Here is a 23,939-nt window from a genome sequence, read left to right as displayed (position 1 = left end):
GCCGGCGGGGCGTGGGTGTTTCCTCGGTCGGCATCAGTCCACTGAGGCGCTCGATGTTGACTGCGATGGCGGTCAGGACGTGCTGGATGTGGGCCTTTCCCTGTCCTCGGTAGCGGCAGTGGCGCATGCCGTGTCCGGGGGTGAACTCGTTGACCGTGCCCTCCACTCCGGAGCGGATCGCGTAGCGGGTCTTCCACTCGGGCGTCTGCCGCTCGGCGCGGACGCGGAGTACCCGGCGGCTGCCAGCGCCTACATGAAGTGAACCGTGCTCGGGAAGTTTGCGTTATTCAGAACCTACGGCAACAGGGCCGCCGGGAACCGCTCGGAATGGGGTCGCACCCCCGAGCTACCGGGAGGCCCTGCCTTCATGCGCGTATCGCCGGAAGATCACCCGACCAGGACTCTGTTCGATCCACTCGCTCCAAGATCGGTTGAGATACGGCTTCTGAGGGACGACCCACCCCAGGGGCGCGGGGAACGGCGCGAGAACCCCCACCGACCCGCAGTTGGGGGCCACAGGGGCGCAGCCCCTGAGCGATGGGACGGGTAGGGGCGGCGGGGGCGAAAAACCCACCCACATTCACGCGATGGTGTGATCATGTGCGCCCATCCGGATGCCGGCCGAAGGCCACGGGTAGGGCCACGCCCATGACGCAGCCGTTCGAACTCCCGCACTTCTACCTGCCGTATCCCGCACGGCTGAACCCCCACCTCGAAGAGGCCCGCGCGCATTCCTCCGTGTGGGCCCGGGAGATGGGCATGCTGGAGGGCTCCGGCGTGTGGGACCAGGCGGACCTGGACGCGCACGACTACGGCCTGCTGTGCGCCTACACCCACCCCGACTGCGACGGTCCGGCGCTCTCGCTCATCACCGACTGGTACGTGTGGGTGTTCTTCTTCGACGATCACTTCCTGGAACTCTACAAACGCACCCAGGACCGCCGCGGCGGCAAGGCCCACCTCGACCGGCTCCCGCTCTTCATGCCGCTGGACCTCTCGACCCCCGTACCGGAGCCGCGGAACCCGGTGGAGGCGGGCCTCGCCGACCTCTGGGCGCGTACCGTGCCGTCGATGTCGATGGACTGGCGCCGCCGTTTCGCCCTGGCCACCGAACACCTGCTCAACGAGTCGATGTGGGAGCTGTCCAACATCAACGAGGGCCGGATCGCCAACCCGGTCGAGTACATCGAGATGCGCCGCAAGGTCGGCGGCGCGCCCTGGTCGGCCGGTCTCGTCGAGTACGCGACGGCCGAGGTCCCGCCCTCCGTCGCGGGGACGAGGCCGCTCAGGGTCCTGATGGAGACGTTCTCCGACGCCGTCCATCTGCGCAACGACCTGTTCTCGTACCAGCGGGAGGTCGAGGACGAGGGCGAGAACAGCAACGGCGTCCTCGTCCTGGAGACCTTCTTCGGCTGCGGCACCCAGCAGGCCGCCGAGACCGTCAACGACATCCTCACCTCCCGGCTCCACCAGTTCGAGAACACGGCCCTGACCGAAGTCCCCGGTCTGGCCCTGGAGAAGGGCCTCACCCCGGCCGAGGTCGCCGCCGTCGCGGCCTACACGAAGGGGCTCCAGGACTGGCAGTCCGGCGGCCACGAGTGGCACATGCGGTCGAGCCGGTACATGAACGAGGGCGCCGACTCCGCACGCGGCCCCCTCGACCTCGGCGGCGCGGTCCTCTCCGGCCCCGCCCTGGTCGGCCGCGCCGGGTTCGGTACGTCCGCCGCCGACGTGGGGGCCCTGCTCGCGACCGCCGCGGCGGAGCGCCTGCGCGCCCACGCGCATGTGCCGTACGAGAAGGTCGGGCCGTCCCTGCTGCCCGACTTCCACATGCCGTTCCCGTTGGAGTTGTGCCCCCATCTCGACGGCGCCCGGGACCGCCTCATCCCCTGGATGCACGCGATGGGCATGCTGAGCGAGGGCGTCTGGGACGAGCAGCGGCTCGCCGCCGCCGACCTGCCGCTCTGCGCCGCCGGCCTCGACCCGGACGCCACCCCCGACCAACTCGACCTCAGCTCCCAGTGGTTGGCCTGGGGCACCTACGGCGACGACTACTACCCCCTCGTCTTCGGACACCGCCGCGACCTCGCCGCCGCACGCCTGACCACGGCCCGGCTCTCCGACTGCATGCCCGTCGACGGGGAGCCGGTCCCCGTCCCGGTCAACGGCATGGAACGGGGCCTCGTCGACCTCTGGGCTCGTACGACGGCGGCGATGACCCCCGACGAGCGGCGCGGCCTGAAGGCGGCCGTCGACAAGATGACGGAGAGCTGGGTGTGGGAGGTGTTCAACCAGATCCAGAACCGGATTCCCGACCCGGTCGACTATCTGGAGATGCGGCGCGCCACCTTCGGCTCCGACATGACCCTCAGCCTGTGCCGGATGGGCCACGGCCCGCAGATCCCGCCCGAGGTCTACCGCAGCGGTCCCGTCCGCTCCCTGGAGAACGCGGCCATCGACTACGGGTGCCTCATCAACGACGTCTTCTCCTACCAGAAGGAGATCGAGTACGAGGGCGAGGTCCACAACGCGATCCTCGTCGTGCAGAACTTCTTCGGCTGCGACTACCCGACCGCGCTCGGGGTGGTCCATGACCTGATGACCCAGCGAATGCGGCAGTTCGAGCACGTCGTCGCCCATGAACTCCCGGTCGTCTACGACGACTTCGCGCTGTCGCGGGAGGCGCGCGCCATCATGGACGGCTATGTGACCGACCTGCGGAACTGGCTGGCGGGCATCCTCAACTGGCACCGGAGCGTCGACCGGTACAAGCCCGAGTTCCTCGCCCGCCGGGCCCATGGCTTCGTCCCGGACCGGCCACCGGTGCTGTCCTTCGCCCCGGCGCACGCCGGCTGAGCCGGGGACGGCCGGTTCACACCGGTTGACGCGTCGCCGCCCGGGTCGCGTGCTCGACCGCCGCCCGGGCGAACGCCCGCACGATCGGGTGCGGGCGGCTGCCGTCACCGGCCAGCTCCGGCTGGAAGAGCGTCGCCAGGAAGAAGGCGTGGCCCGGGAGTTCGGCGATCCGGACGTGCCCGTCCTCGTCGTGCCCGGAGAACCGCAGACCGTGGGCGCGCAGGGCGTCGAGGTGGCGGGTCGGTCCGTACGCGCAGAAGTACCGCTCCACCGACCGCTCGGCGTTCATCACGGACTGCGCGAGCGAGCCGGGTTCGATGACGACCGTCGCCTCGTGCCCGACCAGGGAACACGCGAGCGGCTCGATCAGGAAGTCCTCGGCGTCCGGCTCGTTCTCGGCGTGCGCGACCCGGGTGAGCCCGCACACGTGCCGGGCGTACTCCAGCAGCGCGTGCTGGAAGCCACCGCACGTGCCCAGGAACGGGATGCCCTCCTCCCGCGCGGTCCGGATCGCGGAGAGCACCCCGGCCTCGCTGCGGTACGGGCTGCCCGGCACCACCCACACCGCGTCGAACCCCCGTACGGCCGCCGCGTCGTCGGCGGCGTCCTCGGAGGGGATCCAGTACGCGTCGAGCACCAGCCGGTCGTGTCCGGCGAGCGCGTCGAGGAGGAGCGGGATCCGGCTGTGCGAGACGACGTCGGGCGACCGGTCGCCGACGACGGCCAGCCGCGCGGGCCGGGCGGACGGGGCCGACGGGAGCGTACGGGAAGGGGCGGACTGCGCCGCGTTGTTCGTCATGCCTGTCATCCTGGGCGCGGCTCCGACTTCACGTCCAACGATGATTTCTGCACCCCCGATAAGCATCACTGATGGCCCGGTGGGTGATGCTGTCCGCCATGGATCCGCATCTGCTGCGTACGTACGTCACCGTCGTCCGGCTCGCCTCCTTCTCCGAGGCCGCGCGCGAGCTGGGCTACACCCAGTCCGCGGTGTCCCAGCACATCGCGGCGCTGGAGCAGGACCTCGGCGCCCCGCTGCTGACCCGGCGCCCCGTCCTCCCCACGGCGGCGGGCGAGCGGCTCCTCGAACACGCCGGGCCGCTGCTGCTGCGTCTGGAGGCGGCCCGCGCCGACGTCGTACGGATCGCGTCCGCACCCGAGCACGGGCTGACGCTCGCGGTGACGCCGACGGCACTCGGCCCCCGTGTCGTCGCCGCGCTGCCCGCCGCCGGGGTGACCCTGCGGACCCTCGCCCGCGACGAGATCCCGGCGGCCGTCGCCACCGGCGCCGCCGACCTCGGCCTGGTCGACGGGCTCGCCGCCCCCAGCGACCCCCTCCGGCTCCCCGATGTGGCACCCCTGACCACCCGGGGCGTCGGCGAGGAACCCGTCTGCGTTCTGCTCCCCGCAGACCACCCCTTCGCACGCCGCCCCGGCCTCCGCCTCACCGACCTCGTCGACGCCCGCTGGCTCGACGCCCCCGGCGCCGGCCTCCCGCTGGACCGGCTCCGCACCGCGAGCGGCACCGGCGGTGTCCGCACCGCCCTGCGCTACGAGGGCACCGACCTGCGCACCCTCACCACCCTCGCCGCCGCCGGACACGGACTGACCGTCCTGCCGCGCGGCTTCGCCGCCGACGTCCCCGGCGCGGTCGCCGTTCCCCTCGTCGCACCCCGTCTCGTGCACCGTACGGAGATCGTCCACGGCGGTACGCCCGGCGGAGCGGCGGCGGCGCTGGTGCGGGAGCTGGCCGGCCCGGGGCCGCTCTGAGTGCTCGATGTGACGGGGCGTCAGTCTCACTCTTTCGTGGCTCGTCGAGCCGTGGCGCCCCGGGTAGGTCTCGGGCCGGAGGTGGCCACCATGGAACAGACAGCGTTGCGGCCCAAGCCCATGCCGGGCGGGGAGCCCGGCGGCGACCGCCCGCCCGGCACAGCCCGGCGCCCGCACGCCGCGCCCCGCCGCGCCCGGCAACGACTGATCACCCTGCTGCTCGCCGTGGTCACCTGCGCGGCCCTCGTGCTGTCGGGCGTCGGGCTGGGCACGATGGGCGCCACGGTGATCGGCATGAGCAGGCTCGCGGAGCTGCGGGAGGCGGCGTCGGATACGCCGGGTGCGTCGGGCGGGCCGGGTGCACCCGCCCGCCCGGACGCCGACGGCCGCGCAGGTGACCATGCCGTCCCCAAGTCGGGCCAGGGAGCAGGGAGTTCGGCGGCCAAGGTCATCGATCCACCCACCCGCCCCACCCTCGGCATCGAAGCCGTCGACGCCCCCGCGGGCGCACCAGGCGGTGGTGCGCTCGTCGTCGGTGTCCACGTCCCCGGCCCCGGCTACACGGCGGGTCTGGTCCGGGGCGACACCGTCCTCGCGCTGGGCGGCACCCGGACCGGCTCGGCCTCCGAGCTCGCGCGGGCCGTCACCGCCGCGCGCCCCGGGGTGGCCCTGAAACTCCTCGTCCGGCACGCGAACGGCACCCGGCGGTACCTGGCCGCCGTACCCGGCGTCGTGACCTGAGGGCCCCTTGCCCGAACGCCTACACGGCCACCCTGAAATGGCTGGTCAGCCGCCCCTCGTCGTCCAGGACGTGGAACGCGAGCCCGGGAGGTGCCTCCCGGTCCGCGACCGCGTCCCCCTCCCAGGGGAGCCGCAGCGTCCAGGTGACCCCGGGGCCGACGACCAGCGGACGCCCGGCGAAGGTGGTCGCGGCCGGTGTGTGGGCGTGTCCGGTGATGATCCCCGCGATCTCCGGCCGGCGTGCCAGCAGTCGGCCGAGCTTCGCGGGCTGGCCCAGTCGGTACCCGTCCGGCAGCGGATGGTGCAGGGCCACCGGCGGGTGGTGGAAGGCGAGCAGGACGGGCCGGTCGCCGTCGAGTCCGTCCAGGGTCTCCTCGATCCAGGCGTAGGTCTGCGCGTCCAGCTCGCCCTCGTCCTGCCCCGGGATGCTGGAGTCGCACATCAGCACGGCGGCGTCCGCGAAGACGTGCACGCTGTTGACCGGCCCGTCGGCGGGCGACACCCCGAGCAGCGCCTTGCGGTAGGGCGCCCGGCTGTCGTGGTTGCCCGGGCAGGTCAGCACCGGGAAGGGCGCCCCGCCCTCGCGCAGCCCGAGCAGCCGCGCCGCCTCGTCGTACTCGGCCTCCGTGCCGTGGTCCGCGATGTCCCCGGTCACCAGGAGCGCGTCCACCCGACCCGGCAGCCCCCACAGCAGATCCCGTACCCGCTCGGCCCGCCGGGAGGCCCGGTCGCTCCCGTCCAGATGCAGATCACTGATGTGCGCGAGTACGAGCATCGTCGTACGCCTCCCTCGGGGCGTTGCCTTAACGGAATGCTCGAATCCAAGCATTAGTTCTAATGGGAAGGCAACTCTCAAGCATTAGTGGGATGGTGGTGGCACGATGGCGGGATGCTGAGCACGCTTCTCGCCTTCCTCGGCGCCTGCGCCCTGATCGCCGCCTCGCCCGGCCCCAGCACGGTGCTGATCATCAAGGAGTCCCTGCGCAGCAGGCGCGCCGGCTTCCTGACCGTGCTCGGCAACGAGACCGGGGTCTTCGTCTGGGGCGTCGTCGCCGCGTTCGGCCTGACCGCGCTGCTGGCCGCCTCCGAGCTGGCGTACGACGTGATGCGGATCGTCGGCGCGGTCGTCCTCGTCGTCTTCGGCGTCCAGACCCTGTGGCAGGCACGCCGTACGAAGGGGCGGCCGGAGGACGTGGGGGAGGCGGCCGGGAAGAGCGGCTGGGCGTCGTACCGGGGCGGGCTGCTGCTCAACCTCGCCAATCCCAAGGCGGCGATCTTCGCGCTGTCGTTCCTGCCGCAGTTCGTGCCGGAGGGCGCACCCCAGCTGCCCACCATGGTGGGGCTCGCCGCGCTGTGGGCGGTCTTCGAGATCGGCTACTACGGCCTCTACGTCTGGTTCGTCGGCCGGATGAAGGCCCTGCTGTCGCGCGCGGGAGTGCGCCGGCGGCTGGAGCAGGTCTCCGGCGGTGTGCTGCTGCTCCTCGGCGCCCGTCTCGCGCTGGAGAGCTGACGCCGGGCCGTACGACAGTTGACGCCACGCGCCAATCGGCTCGCGTGCGCTGCGACGGAGGGGCAGGATGCTGCCCGTAGCCCCAGGGAACTCCGAGCACACGGAGGCATGGATGACCGGCACGCCCAGCGACGGCCCCGCGACCGCCACGCCCGACGCCGTGCCCGAGGCCCCCTCGCCCGGTGCGCCGCCCACCGCCTTCACCACCGACGACTACCGGGCCCGGATGCGGCGCGCGGCGCGGGCCGCCGCGGACGCCGGGCTCGACGGGCTGCTGGTCGCGCCCGGCCCGGACCTGGTGTGGCTGACGGGGCACCGGCCGCCCGAGACCGAGCGGCTGACGATGCTGGTGCTGCGCGACGGCGCGGACCCGGTGCTGGTGGTGCCCACCCTGGAGGCCCCCGACGCCGCCGAGGCCCCCGGCGGGCCCGCGCTGGTCCTACGTGACTGGACCGACGGCAAGGACCCCTACGAGGCGGCCGTCTCCGTCCTCGGCCCCCGGGGTCGCTTCGGCGTCAGCGACAACGCCTGGGCCCTGCACCTGCTGGGGCTGCAGCGCCGGCTGCCGGGCACCACGTTCGCCGCGCTCACCGAGACACTCCCCATGCTCCGGGCCGTGAAGGACGCGGCCGAGCTGGAGCGGATGGCGGCGGCGGGCGCGGCGGCCGACCGGGCGTACGAGGAGATCCGGCAGGTGCCCTTCGCCGGGCGCCGCGAGACCGACGTCGCCGCCGATCTCGCCGACCTGCTGCGGCGGTTCGGGCACTCCCAGGTGGACTTCACCATCGTCGCCTCGGGCCCCAACGGCGCCAACCCGCACCACGAGGCCGGCGACCGCGTCATCGGGCACGGCGACATGGTCGTCCTCGACTTCGGCGGACTCAAGGACGGCTACGGCTCCGACACCTCGCGCACGGTCCACGTCGGCGAACCCGCCGCCGAGGAGCGCGAGGTGCACGACCTGGTGCGGGCCGCCCAGGAGGCCGGGTTCCGCGCCGTGCGGCCCGGCGCGGCCTGCCAGGACGTCGACCGGGCCGCCCGCGCGGTCATCACCGAGGCCGGGTACGGCGACCGCTTCATCCACCGCACCGGGCACGGCATCGGCGTCACCACCCACGAGCCGCCGTACATGATCGAGGGGGAGGAGCGGCCCCTGGTGCCCGGCATGTGCTTCTCGGTCGAGCCCGGCGTCTATCTGCCGGGCCGTTTCGGAGTCCGCATCGAGGACATCGTGACGGTCACGGAGGACGGCGGCCGGCGCCTCAACAACACCCCGAGGGAGATGGCGATAGTCGACTGACCCAGCGCCCTCCGGCTCTCCCGCTCCCGCTCACGCTCTTCCGCTCCTGCTCTCCCGCTCCCCAGATCTCCCGAACCCGGACGACGGCGCGACCATGACCCAGGCACCGACACCCACTGCGGACAGTGTCCGCAGGCTGGTCCGTTCCCTGCTGAAGAACGGGGAGGGCAGACCCGGCGGCAAGGGCGGCGACGGCCCCGAAGTGCGGCCCGTCGCCGGGGACGACACCCACGGCACCTGGTGGGTCGGCACCCGCCATGTGCTGCGCCTCGCGACCGATCGGCACGCCGTCGGGCGGCAACGACGCGAACTGCGGCTACGGGACCTGGTCCGTCCGCACATCGGCGTCGCCGTCCCGGTGAGCGTCGCGCACGGGGAGTGGGCCGGCGGGCTCACCTACACGCTCGACACGCGGCTGCCCGGGGGCACGGCCGAGGAGCACGAGGTGTCCGCCGTGGGCGAGGCCGATCTGGCGGCGCTCCTCACGGGGCTGCGCGAGGTGCCGCAGCGGCAGGCCGAATCGCTCGGGGTGCCCCGGCTGGCTCCGCGCCCGCTGGAGGGGCTGCGTGCGGCGGCGGCGCGGGCGGCGAGCGAGCTCGCCGAGGCCGACGAGTTCGACGCGGCGCGGCTCGGGCAGCTGACGCCGACGACGGCGGCGCAGCTGGCGGCGCCGGCCGCGGTTCTGGTCCACCACGGGCTGACCGGCGACCATCTCGTCGTCAGCGCCGACGGTCGGGTGCGGGGGGTGCTGGGGTGGAGCGACGCGGCCGTCGGTGACCCCGCCGAGGACATCGCCGGGCTTGCCGCGGCCGTCGGTTCACCGGCGGCGGTGCGGGCCGCGACGTTGGCCGGGTATGGGGCGCGGCCCTGTCTGCGGGGGCTCTGGCTGGCTCGCTGCGACACGGTCGTTCGATTGGCCGACGGTTTGCGGGGGCGGGGGGTTGGGGCGGTGCCGGTGCCGGTGCCGCCGCTGCCGGTGCTGCGTGATCGTCTGCGGCGTACGTGGGAGCCGATTCTGTTGGAGCGGGTGACCGATTTGCGGGGTGAGGATTGAGGGGTCGGCCGGTGTGGGGTGCGCCCGCTAGCTCGGGGGTGCGCGTCGGACGGCGGCCGCGGGTCGTGGGTGGCTGATCGCGCAGTTCCCCGCGCCCCTGGAGGGCCTGCGGCCCTCAGGGCCCCGGCCCCTGAAGCGCCCCCCCGGCCCCATGGGGTGTTCACTCCGCCGTCAGGATCACGCACGACTCGCCGCTCAGGGTCAGTGACCCGTCGGCGCCCGGTGTTTCCACCGGGTCCCAGGAGGCCAGGACGCGGGCGTGGGGGACGCCCACCGGGATGGTCGTCGTCTGCTTGCCCAGGTTCAGGGCCACGAGGATGTCGCCCCGGCGGAAGCCGAACCAGCGGGTCTCCTCGTCGTGGGCGACCTTGACGTCGGAGAGGTCGGGGTCGGAGAGGTCGGGGTGGGTGCGGCGGAGGTCGATGAGGGTGCGGTACCAGGACAGGACGCGGGCGTGGGGCTCGCGTTCGGGTTCGGACCAGTCGAGGCAGGAGCGGTCCCGGGTCGCCGGGTCCTGCGGGTCGGGGACGTCCTCCTCGGCCCAGCCGTGCTCCGCGAACTCCCGGCGCCGACCCCGCCGTACGGCCTCCGCGAGCTCCGGATCGGTGTGGTCGGTGAAGAACTGCCACGGCGTGGACGCGGCCCATTCCTCGCCCATGAAGAGCATCGGCGTGAAGGGGCCGGTGAGGACGAGCGCCGCCGCGCAGGCCAGCAGACCGGGGGAGAGGGTCGCCGAGAGACGGTCGCCCTGGGCGCGGTTGCCGACCTGGTCGTGCGTCTGGGTGTAGCCCAGCAGCCGGTGCGCGGAGACACTCGTACGGTCCACGGGGCGGCCGTGCCGGCGCTCCCGGAAGGACGAGTACGTGCCGTCGTGGAAGAAGCCGCCCGTCAGGGTCTTCGCCAGGCCCGCCGGACCGGCCTTCGCGAAGTCCGCGTAGTAGCCCTGGGACTCTCCGGTCAGCGTGGTGTGCAGGGCGTGGTGGAAGTCGTCGTTCCACTGGGCGTGCAGGCCCAGTCCGCCCTGGGCGCGGGGGGTGACGAGGCGCGGGTCGTTGAGGTCCGACTCGGCGATCAGGAACAGCGGCCGGCGCACCTCCTCGGCGAGCGCGTCCACCGCCGTCGACAACTCCTCCAGGAAGTGCAGGGCACGGGTGTCCCTGAGCGCGTGGACCGCGTCCAGCCGCAGCCCGTCCAGGCGGTAGTCACGCAGCCAGGCGAGCGCGCTCTGCAGGAAGTAGTCCCGCACCTCGTCCGAGCCCGGCGCGTCCAGGTTGACCGCCGCGCCCCACGGCGTGTGGTGCCGCTCGGTGAAGTACGGCCCGAAGACGGGCAGGTAGTTGCCGGAGGGGCCCAGATGGTTGTGCACGACGTCGAGCACCACGCCGAGGCCCAGCCCGTGCGCCGCGTCCACGAACCGCTTCAGCGCCTCGGGACCGCCGTACGGCTCGTGCACGGCCCACAGCGAGACGCCCTCGTAACCCCAGCCGTGCGTCCCGGGGAAGGGGCACAGCGGCATCAACTCGACGTGGCTGACGCCCAGTTCGACGAGATGACCAAGGCGAGCGGCCGCCGCGTCCAGGGTGCCCTCGGGGGTGTACGTGCCGACGTGCAGCTCGTAGAGGACCGCGCCCGGCAGCCCGCGCCCGGACCACTCCGCGCGCCAGGTGTACCGCCCGTGGTCGACGACCGCGCTCAGCCCGTCGGGGCCGTCCGGCTGGCGGCGCGAGCGCGGGTCGGGGCGCACCGGGCCGTCGTCGACGGCGAATCCGTACCGGGTGCCGTCCTCGCCCTCCGCCTCGACCGTCCACCAGCCCGGCCGCTCCGGGTCGCGCTCCATGGCGTGCGTGGCGCCCGCCCGGTGGAGGGTCAGTCGGTCGGCCTGCGGTGCCCACACCTCGAACTGCACGGAACGGTTCTCCCTCGGCTGCCGGTCGTGGTCCTGGGTAGTCAGGGGGTTGCTCGTCCATCGTGCGGCAAACGAGATCGGCGCGCGCTCGGATCGGTGCTTTTCACCGCGCGAGTCGTGGCGTCCTCCCGCATGTCCTCCCGCATGTCCTCGGATGGTCACCGTTTACGGGTTGTCTGGACACCTCCCGCCTCGCTGACCGACAATCACCAGCGTGACGTCGTCCTTCGAGTTCCACACGTACCCCGCGCGGCTGTCGGACGCGGAGCGCGACCGCGCGCTGAGGGTGCTCCGTGACGGCGTCGCGCTGGGCCGCCTGTCGCACGACACGTTCATCCGGCGGATGGAGCTGGCGCTCACCGCCCGTCGCTCCGACGAACTCGCCGCGCTCACCGCCGACCTGCCCGCCGAGAACCGCTGGTCCCGGCTGGTGCTCGGCACCGTCGGCGCGGTCTCCGGCTTCGGCGTGAAGCTGCGCCGGGCCTGGCAGGTCGAGCGGCTCCCCAAGCTCCAGCTGCCGCACCCGGCGGGCGGCCACGCCCTGCGGATAGGCCGCGACCCGGCGAACGGGCTCCGGCTCAGCCACGAGACGGTCTCCCGGGTGCACGCCGAGCTGAGCCGGCAGGGCGGCATGTGGATCCTGCGCGACCTCGGCTCCACCAACGGCACCACCGTCAACGGCCGTCGGGTGATCGGCGCGGCCGTCGTCCGCGACGGCGATCAGGTGAGTTTCGGCCGCATGGTCTTCCGCCTCTCCTCACAATGACCTTGTGACCGGCCCCACGACAAAGCTCTGGCCTGGGATTTACCCTGCGAGTTTGTCAACTTCCCTTCCGTTCCGGGGTGTTGACGTATGTTCTCGGCCATGACTGACTGTGGTTACACCATGCACACCAGGTGAACCGACGGCACCACATTCGTGGAGGTGTGCCCTGCCGCCCCTCCTCCGCTACCCGACCGTGGACGAGCTGTCAGCACGCGCCGCCGCCCTCGTCGCCCGCCATCCGCACCGCGCCCGACTGCGCCGCGTGGGCACCTCACGGGCGGGCACACCGATGTGGTTGCTCTCCGTCGGACACGGCAGCCGCCACACCCTGATCGTCGCCGGCCCGCACGCCAACGAGCCCGTGGGCGGCGCCACCGTCCTCCGGCTCGCCGAACGGGCCCTGGCCGATCCCCGGTTGAGCGACGCCGCCGACACCACCTGGAACCTGCTGCTGAGCCTCGACCCCGACGGCTCCCGCCGCAACGAGGGCTGGCTGCGCGGCCCGTACACCCTCGGCCACCACTTCCGGCACTTCTTCCGCCCCGGCTTCCTGGAACAGCCCGAGTGGCTGCCCGACGGCGCGGCCGGCGCCGTGCTGCCGGAGACCCGCGCCCTGCTCGACCTCCAGGACGAACTGCGGCCCTTCTTCCAGTGCTCCCTGCACGGCGTCGATGTCGGCGGCGGCTTCGTCGAACTGACCCGGGACCTGCCGGGCCTCGCCGAGCGTGTCGCCCGCATCGCCGCCCGCCTCGGCATCCCGCGCGAGCTGCGACCGTACGACACCCTGTACTGGCCCTGCCTCGGCCCCGCCGTCTACCGCATCCCACCCCCGCGCCGGGGCGATCTGGCCGCCGCCATCACCGAGGCGGCCGTCGAGTCCACCTGGTTCCACCCGCACCGCCACGGCACGGTCACCGCCGTCGTCGAGGCGCCGATGTGGGGCGTGGCCGCCGTCGAGGACGACTCCCCGGCGCCGGACGCCGACGCCGTGCTGCGCGCCGTCAGCGGCGTCCTGCGCCATGACACCCGGCTTCTGGAGGACCTCCTCGCCCGTGTCCGCCCCTCGGTGAGCGGCACCCCGGACGCGGCCCGGCTCCTCGCCCCGGTCGACGACTACGCCCTGGTCGGGCCGGGCCTCGCCGACTCCTGGGACCCCGACGTCCACGACGGCGCCGCCCGGCCGCTGCCCCCGCTCGACACCGCCCGGCTCACCACCCTCGCCATCTCCGGCCGCCGGGTCGCCCTGCGCACCGCCGGACTGCTGCACCAGCTGGTGACCCGCGCCGGACACGACCCGACCGGCGCGCTGCCCGAGCTCGACCGCCTGATCGACGCGTGGTGCGCCGACTACCGCGACGGCTACGGGGCCCGCTGGATCCCCGTCGCCCGCCAGGCGGAGTACCAGGCCCGCGTCGTCCTGGCCGCGTTCGAACTGGCGGCAGGGCGCCCGCACTTGCCAGGGCCGCCCGCCCCGCAGCCGCCCTGCCCGGATCCTCGTGCGGAATCCCGTGCGGACACCCGTGCGGACACCCGTGCGGACTCCCATTCGGGTGAGCAGGGATGGAGTTCCGAGCCCGCCGTGCCGATGCACCGGGAATGACGAACCCCACCCACGCGGTACGCGGCGGCCTGCTCACCGCCCTCGCCCTCCTCAGCCTCGGCGCCTCGGCTCCCGACCGGACGACGGCCGTCCAGAGCGACTGGCTCTACGTCACCCTCACCCGGGGCGACGCCCGCTCCTCCGACACCCGCGGCACCCTCCTCCTCTGCGACCCGCCCCAGGGCCACGGCCGTGCCGCCCAGGCCTGCGCGGAACTCCAGCGGACCGAGGGCGACATCACCCGCATCCCCCACCGCGACGCCATCTGCACCGAGATCTACGCCCCCGTACGCGCCACGGCGGAGGGCCAGTGGAGCGGCAGACCGGTCACCTACGAGCAGACCTTCGCGAACCCATGCGTGATGGCGGCCCGCACAGGGGCGGTGTTCGCCTTGTCGGACTGATGACCACCGGCTCTTTCAGGGGCGCGGGGAACTGCGCGACAAGCCACGACGAACCCGCAACCGCCCGACGGCATGAGAGGCACCCCGCTAGGCGCATCACGCACCCTCAGCCCTCGGCACCCACTCCACCCTGCGCACACGCCGCCGCCGCCAACACCGTCCGCACCTGATGCTCGACCTGGTCCCCCACCGGCACCCACCGCGCACGGAACCGGTCGGTGAAGGAATCGCACCACTCGGCGACGAGCCCCTCCAGGAGGGGCGCCCCCGGGTCGTCGGCCTCCCTCAGCACCCGCAGCAGCATCGCCGCCGCCCGCAGCGGAAGCCGCCGCCCGAACGCGTCCACACTGCCCACGTACGCCGTCGACAGATCCGGCGGCGGCCCGTCCCGCCAGTCCCGGGCGAGCCCCGGCACCAGCGCCAGCGCCCACCGGGCGGCCCGCAGCAGCGGTCCCTCGGGGCCCGGCAGCCGGGGCAGCGCCTCGGCGAGGACCCGTTCCACCCGGCCCGCGTCCGTCACGAGCCGCCGGGCCAGGTGCCGTAGCGCCGCGGCCGGGGCCGGATGCGGGGCGGTGTCGTCCACCAGGTCGCTCGCCCACATCGGCACCTCCACGACCGCCGTCAGACCGCCGTACCGGTGGGCGTGGTACCAGGTGCTGTGCCGCGCGTCGTCCGGCATGCTCGGGTACGCCGCGAGGCCGCCGGGCCGTGGCATCACGAACACCCCGGGCCCGGACACGGGCCAGCCGGCGGCGTCGGACGCGCCGCGCTCCACCGGTATGCCCAACTCCGCCGCCGACTTGGCGAACGGCTCGGCGAGCCCCGGTACGTCCTTCGTCAACTGCACCCAGCTGCCGCCCAGATCGGTGCCGTGCAGGGTCACCTGGAGGTAGGGCCGGACCTCGTCCAACACCCCCATCAGGGCGTACGTCTCGGGCGGCAGCCGGTCCGGCGGCAGCACGGACGGAGACCACTCCGGCTGCTCGGGGCCGGCCGGCCGGAAGAACCCGAGGTGGTAGTCGAGGAGCGTGCGCGGCAGGGGAGTGGTGTGCAGGCTCGCTCCGTCCGGGTCCGCGCAGAGCACGAAGTGCCAGGACACGTCGGACCGCAACGACCGTTCCCGCAGCACCCGTTCGGCCAGGGCGAGCACGGTGGAGCCGCCGGTCGGCTCATTGGCGTGGGCGCCCGCGACGACCAGGACGGCGCGTCTCGCGTGCCCCACGGACAGCAGCCGCAGCGGGCGGCCGGCCCGTGACAAGCCGATGCTCCGCAGCGCGCACAACCCTGGTCGACGAACCGTCAGGGTTCTCGCGGCCGATTCCAGTTCAGCCACCGTGGGATAACCGAGCTCCGACAGCAGACCCACCCCCGTCCCGTCCGCCTGGCACCGGAGTCCGCACGCCCGGCCGGGCCGAGCGGGGGACGTACCCAGTGTCGTCGCGCCGAAGGGGCGGCTCCCAGGGGCGCCCGGTCGCATTCACCGTCACCCGCTACGGGAACCGTCACTCCCCGCCCCCCCCGGGTGCGCAAGGCACCGTCAGGTGTCGACCCGCTCCAGCAGTGCGACCGGCAGGGTCCCGAAGAGGTCGGCCAGCCGCACCTCGCCCGTGAACTCCCGCTCCCCGCCCAGCGCGTCGGCCCACCGCCCCTCGGGCAGCGCGAGCCGGGTGTCGCCCCAGCCCCCGGCCTCGGCCAGCCGCAGCGACAGCCGGGTCACCGCCGTGACCACCTCCCCCGAGCGGGTGAAGGCCACACAGTGCCCGGCGCCCGCCCCCTCCGCCGTCAGCGGCGCGTACGTCGCCGCCTCCCCGAAGACCTCCGGCCGCCGCGCACGCAGCCGCAGCGCCGCCCCGGTGAGCCGGAACTTCTCCGACGCCTCCTCGTGCGGAGCGAAGGCCCGGCGGTTGTCCGGGTCCACCAGGGCGCGGTACTCGGCCTCCGTCCCCTGGTACACGTCCGGCACCCCCGGCATCGTCAGCTGCACGAGAGCCGCGCCGAGAGCGTTCGCCCGCACATGGGGCGCCAACTCCTCGCGCAGCGCGGCGACCCGGGCGTCCACGGCCGGCCCCCGCGCGACGAAGTCCGCCACCTCCCGCTCGTACGCCGGGAACTGCTCGGTCCAGGAGGTGTGCAGCCCGGCCTCCCGCACATGCTTCAACAGGGCACCCTGAAGGCGCTCCTCGGCCGCGGGGCCGAGCCCGAACGCCGTCTGCCAGGCCGCCCACGCCAGCTGCGGATCCGGTACGTCCGCGCCGTCCCGTGTCACCTCCGCCACCAGGTCGGCCCACCGCTCCGGGCACTGCGCGAGCACCGCGATCGCCGCCCGTACGTCCGCGCTGCGCTTGGTGTCATGGGTCGACAGCACGGTGCCCGTGGCCGGCCAGTCGCGCTGGACCCGCGCGCAGTAGGCGTGGAAGTCCTCCGGCGACACGGCCGGGCTCCCCGGATCGCCGCCCACCTCGTTCGCCGACAGCAACGGCACGTAGCGGTAGAACGACGTGTCCTCCACCGACTTCGCCCGCAGCGCCGACGAGGTCTGCGCGAACCGCGCCCGGAACTCCACATGGTCCGGCTCGTCGCTCCGGCCCAGCACCAGATTCCGCACGGCGTCCACCGACCGGGCCTCCTCGGGCACCACGAACAGCGCGCGCGCCTCGGCCGCGGCCTCCTCGGTGACGACGCGGGAGGCGTCCTCGGAGGTGTACGGCCGGTACACCTCCATCCGCGCGAGCAGCTCGCACAGCGCGGTGCGCAGCGCCCACGGCGCCTGGTCGCGCAGGGAGAGATCGGGGGAGCGCTCGCACAAGCGGTGCGCCACCCGGGTGAGCCGTTCCACCTCCGCGACCAGCTCGTGCGTGAGCACCCGGTACGCGGCCCGCCGCACGGTCGCGTCCCACTCCCCGCCCCGGTCGGACTGCGCCGCCGTGAACCGTTGGTAATGCCCCAGCAGTTCACCCGCTCCCGCCGGATCGGTGAACAGCCCGTCGACGTGCCGCAGCGCGTCGTAGCCGGTGGTCCCCGCGACCGGCCACGCCCCGGGCAGTGCCTCGCCGTCGGCCAGGATCTTCTCGACGACGGTCCACCGCCCGCCGGTCGCCCCGTGCAGCCGGCGCAGATAGGCGTCGGGGTCGGCGAGCCCGTCGGGGTGGTCGACCCGCAGCCCGTCGACGACTCCCTCGTGCAGCAGTTGGAGGACCTTCGCATGGGTCGCGTCGAACACCTCCGGCTCCTCGACCCGCACCCCGATCAGCTCCGAGATGCTGAAGAACCGCCGGTAGTTCAACTCCGTACGGGCCAGCCGCCACCACACCGGCCGGTACCACTGCGCGTCCAGCAGCTGCGGCAACGGCAGCTTCTCGGTGCCCTCCCGCAGGGGGAAGGCATGGTCGTAGTACCGCAGCTCCCGCCCGTCCACCACGAACTGCTCGATCTCCGCGCCCAGCGGCCCGCCGAGCACCGGCAGCAGCATCCGGCCGCCCTGCGCCTCCCAGTCGATGTCGAACCACCGCGCGTACGCCGACCCCGGGCCCTCCCGCAACACCTCCCACAGCGCCCGGTTGTGCCGGGGCGCCATGGCCATGTGGTTGGGCACGATGTCCAGGACGAGCCCGAGTCCATGGGCACGCGCGGTCCGCGCCAGCTCCCGCAGCCCCGCCTCGCCCCCCAGCTCCTCCCGCACCCGCCCGTGATCGACCACGTCGTACCCGTGCGCCGACCCCGGCACGGCCTCGAGGACGGGGGACAGGTGCAGATGGGAGACACCGAGCGAGGCGATGTACGGCACGGCGGCCGCAGCGGCGGCGAACGGAAAATCGGGCTGAAGCTGAACCCGATAGGTGGCGGCAGGCACGACAGAGGTCATGAAGTCCTACGTACCCGCTGAGCAGGTTTTCGTGCGACTTGACACGCAGGGGCAAGGACAGCGCCCCGCAAGGGGCGCGGGGCCGTATCGATGTGCGGCTCCGCCGCGTGGGCGCGACCAGCCACAGACAACCCGCACCCCGCAACGAACAGCCGCCCCTACGGCGAACTCCGCACGCTAAGTCGGCCGCCTGAACACGACCAGACTCCGGTCCACCAACTCCACCCGTTCCCCGGCCGCCACCTTCGGCCCGTCCACCGGCACCGCGTCCTCCCGCCCCGTGTCCACCACCATCTGCCACTGCGGCCCGTGGTTGACCGGCACCACGAACTCCAGCGACTGCGCCGACGCGTTCACCATCAGCAGGAACGAGTCGTCGCTGATCCGTTCCCCCCGCGCCCCCGGCTCGGAGATCGCGTTCCCGTTCAGGAAGACGCTCAGCGCCCCCGCCTGCGAGGAGTCCCAGTCCCGCTGCGTCATCTCCCGCCCGTCGGGCGTGAACCAGGCGATGTCCGACAGCTCGTCGTGCGTCCCCTCCACCGGCCGACCGTGGAAGAAGCGGCGCCGCCGAAAGACCGGATGGTCCCTCCGCAGCCACACCATCGCCCGCGTGAACTCCAGCAGATCCCCGAACGGCGCGTCCTCGTCCCCGTCCTCGCCGGACGGCCACGGCACCCAGGAGACCTCGTTGTCCTGGCAGTACGCGTTGTTGTTGCCGCCCTGGGTCCGCGCGAACTCGTCGCCGTGGCTGAGCATCGGCACGCCCTGCGACAGCATCAGCGTCGCGATGAGGTTCCGCATCTGCCGGACCCGCAGCGCCGTCACCTCGGGGTCGTCCGTCTCGCCCTCGGCCCCGCAGTTCCAGGACCGGTTGTGGCTCTCGCCGTCCCGGTTGTCCTCGCCGTTGGCCGCGTTGTGCTTCTCGTTGTAGGAGACGAGGTCCCGCATCGTGAACCCGTCGTGGCAGGTCACGAAGTTGATGGAGGCCAGCGGGCGCCGTCCGTCGTCCTGGTAGAGGTCGGAGGAGCCGGTCAGCCGGGACGCGAACTCCGCGAGCGTGCGCGGCTCGCCCCGCCACAGGTCCCGCACCGTGTCCCGGTACATGCCGTTCCACTCGGTCCACAGCGGCGGGAAGTTCCCCACCTGGTAGCCGCCCTCGCCGACGTCCCAGGGCTCGGCGATCAGCTTCACCTGGGAGACCACCGGGTCCTGCTGGACGAGGTCGAAGAACGACGACAGCCGGTCCACCTCGTGGAACTGCCGGGCCAGGGTCGCGGCCAGGTCGAAGCGGAACCCGTCGACATGCATCTCCGTGACCCAGTACCGCAGCGAGTCCATGATCAGCTGCAGCACGTGCGGGGACCGCATGAGCAGGGAGTTGCCCGTGCCGGTCGTGTCCATGTAGTAGCGCGGGTCGTCCGTCAGCCGGTAGTACGACGGGTTGTCGAGGCCCTTGAAGGAGAGCGTGGGGCCCAGATGGTTGCCCTCGGCGGTGTGGTTGTAGACCACGTCGAGGATGACCTCGATCCCGGCCTCGTGCAGCGCCCGGACCGCCGACTTGAACTCCAGCACCTGCTGCCCCCGGTCCCCCCAGGAGGCGTACGCGTTGTGCGGGGCGAAGAAGCCGATGGTGTTGTAGCCCCAGTAGTTGCTGAGGCCCATGTCGGCCAGCCGGTGGTCGTTCACGAACTGGTGCACGGGCATCAGCTCCAACGCCGTGACGCCCAGCTCGGTCAGATGTTCGATGATCGCCGGGTGGGCGAGCGCCGCGTAGGTGCCGCGCAGTTCCTCGGGCAGCCCCGGGTGCCGCATGGTGAGGCCCTTGACGTGGGCCTCGTAGATCACCGTGTGGTGGTACTCGGTGCGGGGCCGTCGGTCATCGCCCCAGTCGAAGTACGGGTTGACCACGACCGACGTCATCATGTGCGGTGCCGAGTCGAGGTCGTTGCGCTCCTCCGGCGCCCCGAAGTGATAGCCGTACACCTCCTCGCCCCATGTGATCGAGCCGCTGATGGCACGTGCGTACGGGTCGAGCAGCAGCTTCGCGGAGTTGCAGCGCAGCCCCCGCTCCGGCGCGTACGGGCCGTGCACACGGAAGCCGTACCGTTGCCCCGGCATCACGCCGGGCAGGTACGCGTGCCGCACGAACGCGTCCGTCTCGCGCAGTTCCACCGCCGTCTCGGAGCCGTCGTCGTCCAGCAGACACAGCTCTACTCGGTCCGCGGCCTCCGAGAAGACCGCGAAGTTGGTTCCGGCGCCGTCGTACGTGGCGCCGAGCGGATACGCCTGTCCAGGCCAGACCTGCATGGATACGACTCTTCCAGTTGTCGCGCGCCACTGGGGGCGACTCCGGGGGGAGTCTCCCCCAAACTGATGCAACCTCCTAGGACATACGTCCCTCCTGCCCAGCGATGGACACTTCGTGACGCTCCGAGGGCCACCGGTGTCGGTCCCGATGGCCCGATCGTTATGAATCGGCTCACTCCCCGCGCGGTGACACCCCGGAACGGGCAAGCCACGTGCGGTAGTTGAGAAACGACCTGTCCATCCGGCTGTATCGTCACCCGCTACCGGAGTACCCTTCCTTGATCGTTGCGTAGGGGTGAGCTCGGGGGAGCGGAAGGCGGTGCGTGGGTGGGCTCGGGAGGGCTGGAGTTGCCTCCTGGTGACGCGGGCGACACGGGTCACGAGGGGGACCCCACGGATGTCCCACCCGGCGCGGTGTCCCTGGCGCGGCCGGTGGAGCGGGGCTCCATCGGCCCGGAGCTGGACTGGAACGCCGACGCCTGGCTCGAAGTGCGTACGCGCGCCCAGCGGGCCGGTCGCGCCTACATCTGGCTGAACCTCGTCGAGCAGCGGCTGCGCGCCGTGGTGGCCGCCGTGCTGCGGCCCATCTACGAGCCCGTCCACGGCGACGACTGGGTGGTCGCCGCCGCCGGGCCCGCCGGGCAGGAGTGGGTGCAGCGGGCCGTCGCGGTCCGCGAGGTCAGCCGCCGCAAGGGCTATCTGCTCGACCCGGCCGACGACAACGTGCTCAGCTTCCTCACCCTCCCGCAGCTGCGCGAGCTGATGGTGCAGCACTGGCCCTGCTTCGAGCCGTACGTCGACGAGCGGCGCGACGTGGAACTGGCCCTGGACGAGCTGGAGGTCACCCGGAACGTCGTCTCCCGCAACCGGGCCCTCTCCGAGGCCGTCCTCGCCCAGGCCGAGCGCGCCTCCGCGAAGCTGCTGGAGATCCTGGGCGCAGGCAGCGACGTGCCCTCCGCACGCCGGCTGCCCGTCGACGCGGTCGAGGACCTCGTCGGCGACCGGTACGCGGACGTCGTCGGCGTCCACCCCGACCGGGTGCGGCTGCTGCGGCAGTTCCCCGCCGAGGACCTCTTCGGCGGTGCCCGCCGCCTCGACGCCATCGGCATAGGCCTGAACCTCCTCGTGCAGAACTTCTCCGGGCGGCGGCTGGTACGGCTCGCCGAGTCCGGCTGCCGGGTGCGGCTGCTCTTCCTCAACCCCGCCTCCAGCGCCGTGAAGCGGCGCGAGCGCGAACTGGGCATAAAACGCGGCGAGTTGAGCCGAGCCGTGGAGATGAACATCCTCCATATGCGCCGGGTCCGCTCCAAGCTGCGCGACCCCGGCGCCTTCGAGATCCAGGTCTTCGACGAGACCCCGCGCTTCACCGCGTACCTCGTCGACGGCGACGGCTCGGACGGAGTCGCCGTCGTCCAGACCTATCTGCGGCGCACCCGGGGCATGGAGGCGCCGGTGCTCGTCCTGCGCGGCGGCAACCGGGTCCTCAAGGCGGACGAGAACGGCGAAGTCGGCCTTTTCGACACATACCGCGAGGAGTTCGAAGTGGCATGGGCGGACTCCCGACCGGTGTCGTGAGCGCCTGCCGAGGAGCCAAGCGGAATGCGGCCCTCGGATTGTCAGTGGCCCGTGCGATGGTGGTGGTCACTGGGGGAAAGCACCACCAAGAAGGGGGGCCAGCATGGGTTGGCACCGGCAGCTGCTGATCGGCTTCGACCTGGAGACCACCGGGACGGACCCGCGCGAGGCGCGCATCGTCACGGGCGCGGTGATCGAGGTCAAGGACGGGGAGCCGGTCGGACACCGGGAGTGGCTCGCCGACCCGGGCATGGAGATCCCGGAGGAGGCGGTGGCGGTGCACGGCATCACCAACGCCCGTGCGACGGCCGAGGGCAGACCCGCCGACCAGGTCGCCGACGCCATCGCCGACGTCCTCGTCTCCTACTGGAAGACGGGCGTCCCGGTCGTGGCGTACAACGCGGCCTTCGATCTGACCCTGCTCTCCGCCGAGCTGCGCCGGCACGCCCTGCCGTCCCTGCGCGACCGGCTCGGCGGCCTCGACCCGGCACCGGTCGTCGACCCGTACACGATCGACCGTTCCGTCGACCGCTACCGCCGGGGCAAGCGCAACCTCGAAGCGGTCTGCGGGGAGTACGGCGTCCCGCTGGACGCCGCGCACAACGCCTCCGCCGACGCCCTGGCCGCAGCCCGGCTCGCCCGTGCGATAGCCCAGCGCCACCCGAAGGTCGCGGCCCTCGGCCCGGCCGAGCTGCACCGCCGCCAGATCGAGTGGTACGCGGAGTGGGCCGCCGACTTCCAGGCCTTCCTGCGCCGCAAGGGCAACCCCGAAGCGGCCGTGGACGCGACCTGGCCGCTACGGGAACTGGAGGACGAAACGGTATGACCGCGACAGAGATCTCCCTGCGCGAAGTACGCGACAGCGACCTGCCGTTGCTCTGGAGGCACTGGTCCGACCCCGAGGCACAGCGGATCGCCGCCTTCACCGGGGAGTACCAGAACGACCGGGCGCTCTTCGACAGCCACTGGGCGAAGCTCCGCGCCGACCCCGAGGTGCTGAACCGCACGGTGGTCGCTGGCGGCGAGGTCGTCGGCTCGATCGCGGTCTTCGGCCCACCGGACGAACGCGAGGTCACCTACTGGATCGACCGCGCCCACTGGGGCCGAGGCATCGCCACGGCCGCCCTCACCGCCCTGCTCGACCTGGTGCCGACCCGTCCCCTGCACGCCTACGCGGCGGCGGACAACACCGGCTCGATCCGGGTCCTGCAGAAGTGCGGCTTCGTCGTCACCGGCCACGACCGGGGCTTCGCCCGGGCCCGGGACGCCGAGATCGACGAAGCGGTGCTCATACTCCGGGCCGCCTGAGGAGGCACCGCTCGGATCAGAACGGATACCGCTCGGATCAGAACGGATACCAGCGGACCGTCTCGTCCCCGTCGCGCAGCGAGGCGACACGGCGTTCGAACTCCGCCCGTGCCTCGGGGCTGCTCGGCGCGTGCTGGGCGACCCAGGCGCAGCTGGCCGTCTCACGGGCGCCCCGCAGCACGGAGCAGCCGTCCCACTCCCGTACGTCCCAGCCGTACGCGGCCGTGAAGGCGTCGTAGTCAGGCGTCGGCAGGCCGTAGCGGTCGTGGGAGAGGGCCATGACGACGAGATCGTGCTCGCGCAGGTCGCCGGAGAAGGTCTCCAGGTCGACGAGGACCGGGCCGTCCGGGCCAATGTGGACGTTGCGGGGGAGCGCGTCGCCGTGGATCGGCCCCCGGGGCAGGCGCGGGACGAGGGCGGCCGCGGCCGCCGCGAACCCGTCGCGGCGCTCACGGAGGTACGCCGCGTCCGCCGGGTCGATCGCGTCACCGGCGAGGCGCAGCCAGCGCTCCACGCCGCCGAGCAGTTCACGGCGGGGCAGGGCGAAGGGAGGGGCGGGCAGGGCATGGACCAGCCGTAGGAGTTCGGCCAAATCGCGCGGTCCGGCGGGGCGTACGGGATCGGGCAGGCGGTGCCACACCGTCACCGGGTGCCCCTCGACGAGCAGTGCCTCCGCCTCGGCGGGCCGCACCGCGGGGACGCCCGCCTCGGCGAGCCAGGCGGCGACGGCCAGTTCGCGGCGGGCCCGGTCGAGGAGTTCGGCGTCGCGGCCCACCTTGACCACCAGGTCACCGGCGGCGAACACCGCGTTCTCGCCCAGCGCGAGCAGCCGCGCCGCACCGGCCGCGGCGGGCAGCACCTCGGCCGCGACCAGTACGTCCCGGGCCCGTGCCTCGTCCATCCGTCGTCTCCCTGTCCGTACGGCCGACGCCGCGCTCGTGGCGTCAGGTTCACGCCATCCAGGGGTCAGTCTCGCATTC

At 72.9% G+C, this 23,939-nt stretch carries 19 protein-coding genes and 1 pseudogene; 12 read left to right on the top strand and 8 right to left on the bottom strand.

Annotation, left to right across the window (positions count from 1 at the left end):
• Positions 1-214 (bottom strand): annotated as a pseudogene (locus PUR53_RS02925) (transposase); the annotation flags it as partial.
• 434 nt (positions 215-648) lie between these two features.
• Here PUR53_RS02925 and cyc2 point away from each other — a divergent pair.
• The gene (gene cyc2 / locus PUR53_RS02920) at positions 649-2,856 is read left to right on the top strand and encodes a germacradienol/geosmin synthase Cyc2 (protein WP_329907260.1); all 2,208 of its coding nucleotides are present in this window, start codon (positions 649-651) and stop codon (positions 2,854-2,856) included.
• Positions 2,857-2,872: 16 nt separating this feature from the next.
• Here the strand turns inward: cyc2 and PUR53_RS02915 are convergent, their stop codons facing one another.
• Positions 2,873-3,655 carry a CTP synthase C-terminal region-related (seleno)protein gene (locus PUR53_RS02915; protein WP_329907259.1) on the bottom strand — a complete coding sequence of 261 codons (783 nt, stop codon included), beginning with the start codon at positions 3,653-3,655 and terminating at the stop codon, positions 2,873-2,875.
• Between the two features lie 98 nt (positions 3,656-3,753).
• On the opposite strand from PUR53_RS02915, the gene PUR53_RS02910 reads away from it, so the two are divergent.
• Together PUR53_RS02910 and PUR53_RS02905 are read left to right on the top strand one after the other, a co-directional pair.
• Positions 3,754-4,626 carry a LysR family transcriptional regulator gene (locus PUR53_RS02910; protein ID WP_329895019.1) on the top strand — a complete coding sequence of 291 codons (873 nt, stop codon included), beginning with the start codon at positions 3,754-3,756 and terminating at the stop codon, positions 4,624-4,626.
• A gap of 90 nt (positions 4,627-4,716) precedes the next feature.
• Entirely contained in the window at positions 4,717-5,367 is a 651-nt protein-coding gene (locus PUR53_RS02905) for a hypothetical protein (RefSeq protein WP_329895015.1), read from the top strand.
• Between the two features lie 19 nt (positions 5,368-5,386).
• Here the strand turns inward: PUR53_RS02905 and PUR53_RS02900 are convergent, their stop codons facing one another.
• The gene (locus PUR53_RS02900) at positions 5,387-6,142 is read right to left on the bottom strand and encodes a phosphodiesterase (RefSeq protein WP_329907258.1); all 756 of its coding nucleotides are present in this window, start codon (positions 6,140-6,142) and stop codon (positions 5,387-5,389) included.
• Between the two features lie 114 nt (positions 6,143-6,256).
• Between PUR53_RS02900 and PUR53_RS02895 the strand changes: the two genes are divergently transcribed.
• From PUR53_RS02895 to PUR53_RS02885, 3 genes are all read left to right on the top strand, one after another.
• Complete coding sequence (locus PUR53_RS02895; RefSeq protein ID WP_329895013.1) at positions 6,257-6,877, top strand: LysE family translocator; 621 nt, start codon at positions 6,257-6,259, stop codon at positions 6,875-6,877.
• Positions 6,878-7,103: 226 nt separating this feature from the next.
• Positions 7,104-8,177: an aminopeptidase P family protein gene (locus PUR53_RS02890; protein WP_329895018.1), complete on the top strand. Its 1,074-nt coding sequence runs from the start codon at positions 7,104-7,106 to the stop codon at positions 8,175-8,177.
• Between the two features lie 94 nt (positions 8,178-8,271).
• Positions 8,272-9,231: an aminoglycoside phosphotransferase family protein gene (locus PUR53_RS02885; protein ID WP_329895012.1), complete on the top strand. Its 960-nt coding sequence runs from the start codon at positions 8,272-8,274 to the stop codon at positions 9,229-9,231.
• A gap of 160 nt (positions 9,232-9,391) precedes the next feature.
• Here the strand turns inward: PUR53_RS02885 and treZ are convergent, their stop codons facing one another.
• Entirely contained in the window at positions 9,392-11,137 is a 1,746-nt protein-coding gene (gene treZ / locus PUR53_RS02880; RefSeq protein ID WP_329895011.1) for a malto-oligosyltrehalose trehalohydrolase, read from the bottom strand.
• Positions 11,138-11,351: 214 nt separating this feature from the next.
• On the opposite strand from treZ, the gene PUR53_RS02875 reads away from it, so the two are divergent.
• The 3 genes from PUR53_RS02875 to PUR53_RS02865 all read left to right on the top strand — a co-directional run bounded on the left by PUR53_RS02875 (position 11,352) and on the right by PUR53_RS02865 (position 13,907).
• Positions 11,352-11,903: a DUF1707 and FHA domain-containing protein gene (locus PUR53_RS02875; RefSeq protein ID WP_329895010.1), complete on the top strand. Its 552-nt coding sequence runs from the start codon at positions 11,352-11,354 to the stop codon at positions 11,901-11,903.
• A gap of 193 nt (positions 11,904-12,096) precedes the next feature.
• Positions 12,097-13,503, top strand: coding sequence for a M14 family zinc carboxypeptidase (locus tag PUR53_RS02870; RefSeq protein WP_329895009.1), 1,407 nt, complete (start codon positions 12,097-12,099; stop codon positions 13,501-13,503).
• On the top strand, positions 13,500-13,907 hold the full coding sequence (locus PUR53_RS02865) for an SSI family serine proteinase inhibitor (RefSeq protein WP_329895008.1): 408 nt from the start codon (positions 13,500-13,502) through the stop codon (positions 13,905-13,907). The genes PUR53_RS02870 and PUR53_RS02865 overlap by 4 nt, the downstream gene beginning before the upstream one ends.
• A 106-nt stretch (positions 13,908-14,013) precedes the next feature.
• Here PUR53_RS02865 and PUR53_RS02860 read toward each other — a convergent pair whose 3' ends face one another.
• The 3 genes from PUR53_RS02860 to glgX all read right to left on the bottom strand — a co-directional run bounded on the left by PUR53_RS02860 (position 14,014) and on the right by glgX (position 20,076).
• Positions 14,014-15,273: a M14 family zinc carboxypeptidase gene (locus PUR53_RS02860; protein ID WP_329895007.1), complete on the bottom strand. Its 1,260-nt coding sequence runs from the start codon at positions 15,271-15,273 to the stop codon at positions 14,014-14,016.
• Positions 15,274-15,444: 171 nt separating this feature from the next.
• Entirely contained in the window at positions 15,445-17,769 is a 2,325-nt protein-coding gene (gene treY / locus PUR53_RS02855; RefSeq protein ID WP_329907257.1) for a malto-oligosyltrehalose synthase, read from the bottom strand.
• Between the two features lie 177 nt (positions 17,770-17,946).
• The gene (gene glgX, locus PUR53_RS02850; protein ID WP_329895005.1) at positions 17,947-20,076 is read right to left on the bottom strand and encodes a glycogen debranching protein GlgX; all 2,130 of its coding nucleotides are present in this window, start codon (positions 20,074-20,076) and stop codon (positions 17,947-17,949) included.
• 327 nt (positions 20,077-20,403) lie between these two features.
• Here glgX and PUR53_RS02845 point away from each other — a divergent pair, with 327 nt between their 5' ends.
• From PUR53_RS02845 to PUR53_RS02835, 3 genes are all read left to right on the top strand, one after another.
• The gene (locus PUR53_RS02845) at positions 20,404-21,651 is read left to right on the top strand and encodes an SAV2148 family HEPN domain-containing protein (protein ID WP_329895004.1); all 1,248 of its coding nucleotides are present in this window, start codon (positions 20,404-20,406) and stop codon (positions 21,649-21,651) included.
• A gap of 103 nt (positions 21,652-21,754) precedes the next feature.
• Entirely contained in the window at positions 21,755-22,477 is a 723-nt protein-coding gene (locus PUR53_RS02840; protein WP_329907256.1) for a 3'-5' exonuclease, read from the top strand.
• Positions 22,474-22,959: a GNAT family N-acetyltransferase gene (locus PUR53_RS02835; RefSeq protein WP_329907255.1), complete on the top strand. Its 486-nt coding sequence runs from the start codon at positions 22,474-22,476 to the stop codon at positions 22,957-22,959. Before PUR53_RS02840 ends, PUR53_RS02835 begins: the two co-directional genes overlap by 4 nt.
• A 37-nt stretch (positions 22,960-22,996) precedes the next feature.
• On the opposite strand, the gene PUR53_RS02830 is transcribed toward PUR53_RS02835, so the two are convergent.
• Entirely contained in the window at positions 22,997-23,860 is an 864-nt protein-coding gene (locus PUR53_RS02830) for a phosphotransferase enzyme family protein (RefSeq protein ID WP_329907254.1), read from the bottom strand.
• Between the last annotated feature and the right edge of the window lie 79 nt (positions 23,861-23,939).

Origin of the sequence: Streptomyces sp. SP18BB07 (assembly GCF_036322545.1) — a bacterium.
In the GTDB taxonomy this organism is placed as follows: domain Bacteria; phylum Actinomycetota; class Actinomycetes; order Streptomycetales; family Streptomycetaceae; genus Streptomyces; species Streptomyces deccanensis.
The sequence above is the reverse complement of the archived record's forward strand: the minus strand, read 5'-3'. Positions and strand labels throughout refer to the sequence as shown.

Bases quoted from the DNA above. Each gene is read 5' to 3' on its own strand.
- cyc2 (WP_329907260.1), top strand. From the start codon at position 649: ATGACGCAGCCGTTCGAACTCCCGCACTTCTACCTGCCGTATCCCGCA.
- PUR53_RS02915 (WP_329907259.1), bottom strand. From the start codon at position 3,655: ATGACGAACAACGCGGCGCAGTCCGCCCCTTCCCGTACGCTCCCGTCG.
- PUR53_RS02910 (WP_329895019.1), top strand. From the start codon at position 3,754: ATGGATCCGCATCTGCTGCGTACGTACGTCACCGTCGTCCGGCTCGCC.
- PUR53_RS02905 (WP_329895015.1), top strand. From the start codon at position 4,717: ATGGAACAGACAGCGTTGCGGCCCAAGCCCATGCCGGGCGGGGAGCCC.
- PUR53_RS02900 (WP_329907258.1), bottom strand. From the start codon at position 6,142: ATGCTCGTACTCGCGCACATCAGTGATCTGCATCTGGACGGGAGCGAC.
- PUR53_RS02895 (WP_329895013.1), top strand. From the start codon at position 6,257: ATGCTGAGCACGCTTCTCGCCTTCCTCGGCGCCTGCGCCCTGATCGCC.
- PUR53_RS02890 (WP_329895018.1), top strand. From the start codon at position 7,104: ATGCGGCGCGCGGCGCGGGCCGCCGCGGACGCCGGGCTCGACGGGCTG.
- PUR53_RS02885 (WP_329895012.1), top strand. From the start codon at position 8,272: ATGACCCAGGCACCGACACCCACTGCGGACAGTGTCCGCAGGCTGGTC.
- PUR53_RS02865 (WP_329895008.1), top strand. From the start codon at position 13,500: ATGACGAACCCCACCCACGCGGTACGCGGCGGCCTGCTCACCGCCCTC.
- treY (WP_329907257.1), bottom strand. From the start codon at position 17,769: ATGACCTCTGTCGTGCCTGCCGCCACCTATCGGGTTCAGCTTCAGCCC.
- glgX (WP_329895005.1), bottom strand. From the start codon at position 20,076: ATGCAGGTCTGGCCTGGACAGGCGTATCCGCTCGGCGCCACGTACGAC.
- PUR53_RS02840 (WP_329907256.1), top strand. From the start codon at position 21,755: ATGGGTTGGCACCGGCAGCTGCTGATCGGCTTCGACCTGGAGACCACC.
- PUR53_RS02835 (WP_329907255.1), top strand. From the start codon at position 22,474: ATGACCGCGACAGAGATCTCCCTGCGCGAAGTACGCGACAGCGACCTG.
- PUR53_RS02830 (WP_329907254.1), bottom strand. From the start codon at position 23,860: ATGGACGAGGCACGGGCCCGGGACGTACTGGTCGCGGCCGAGGTGCTG.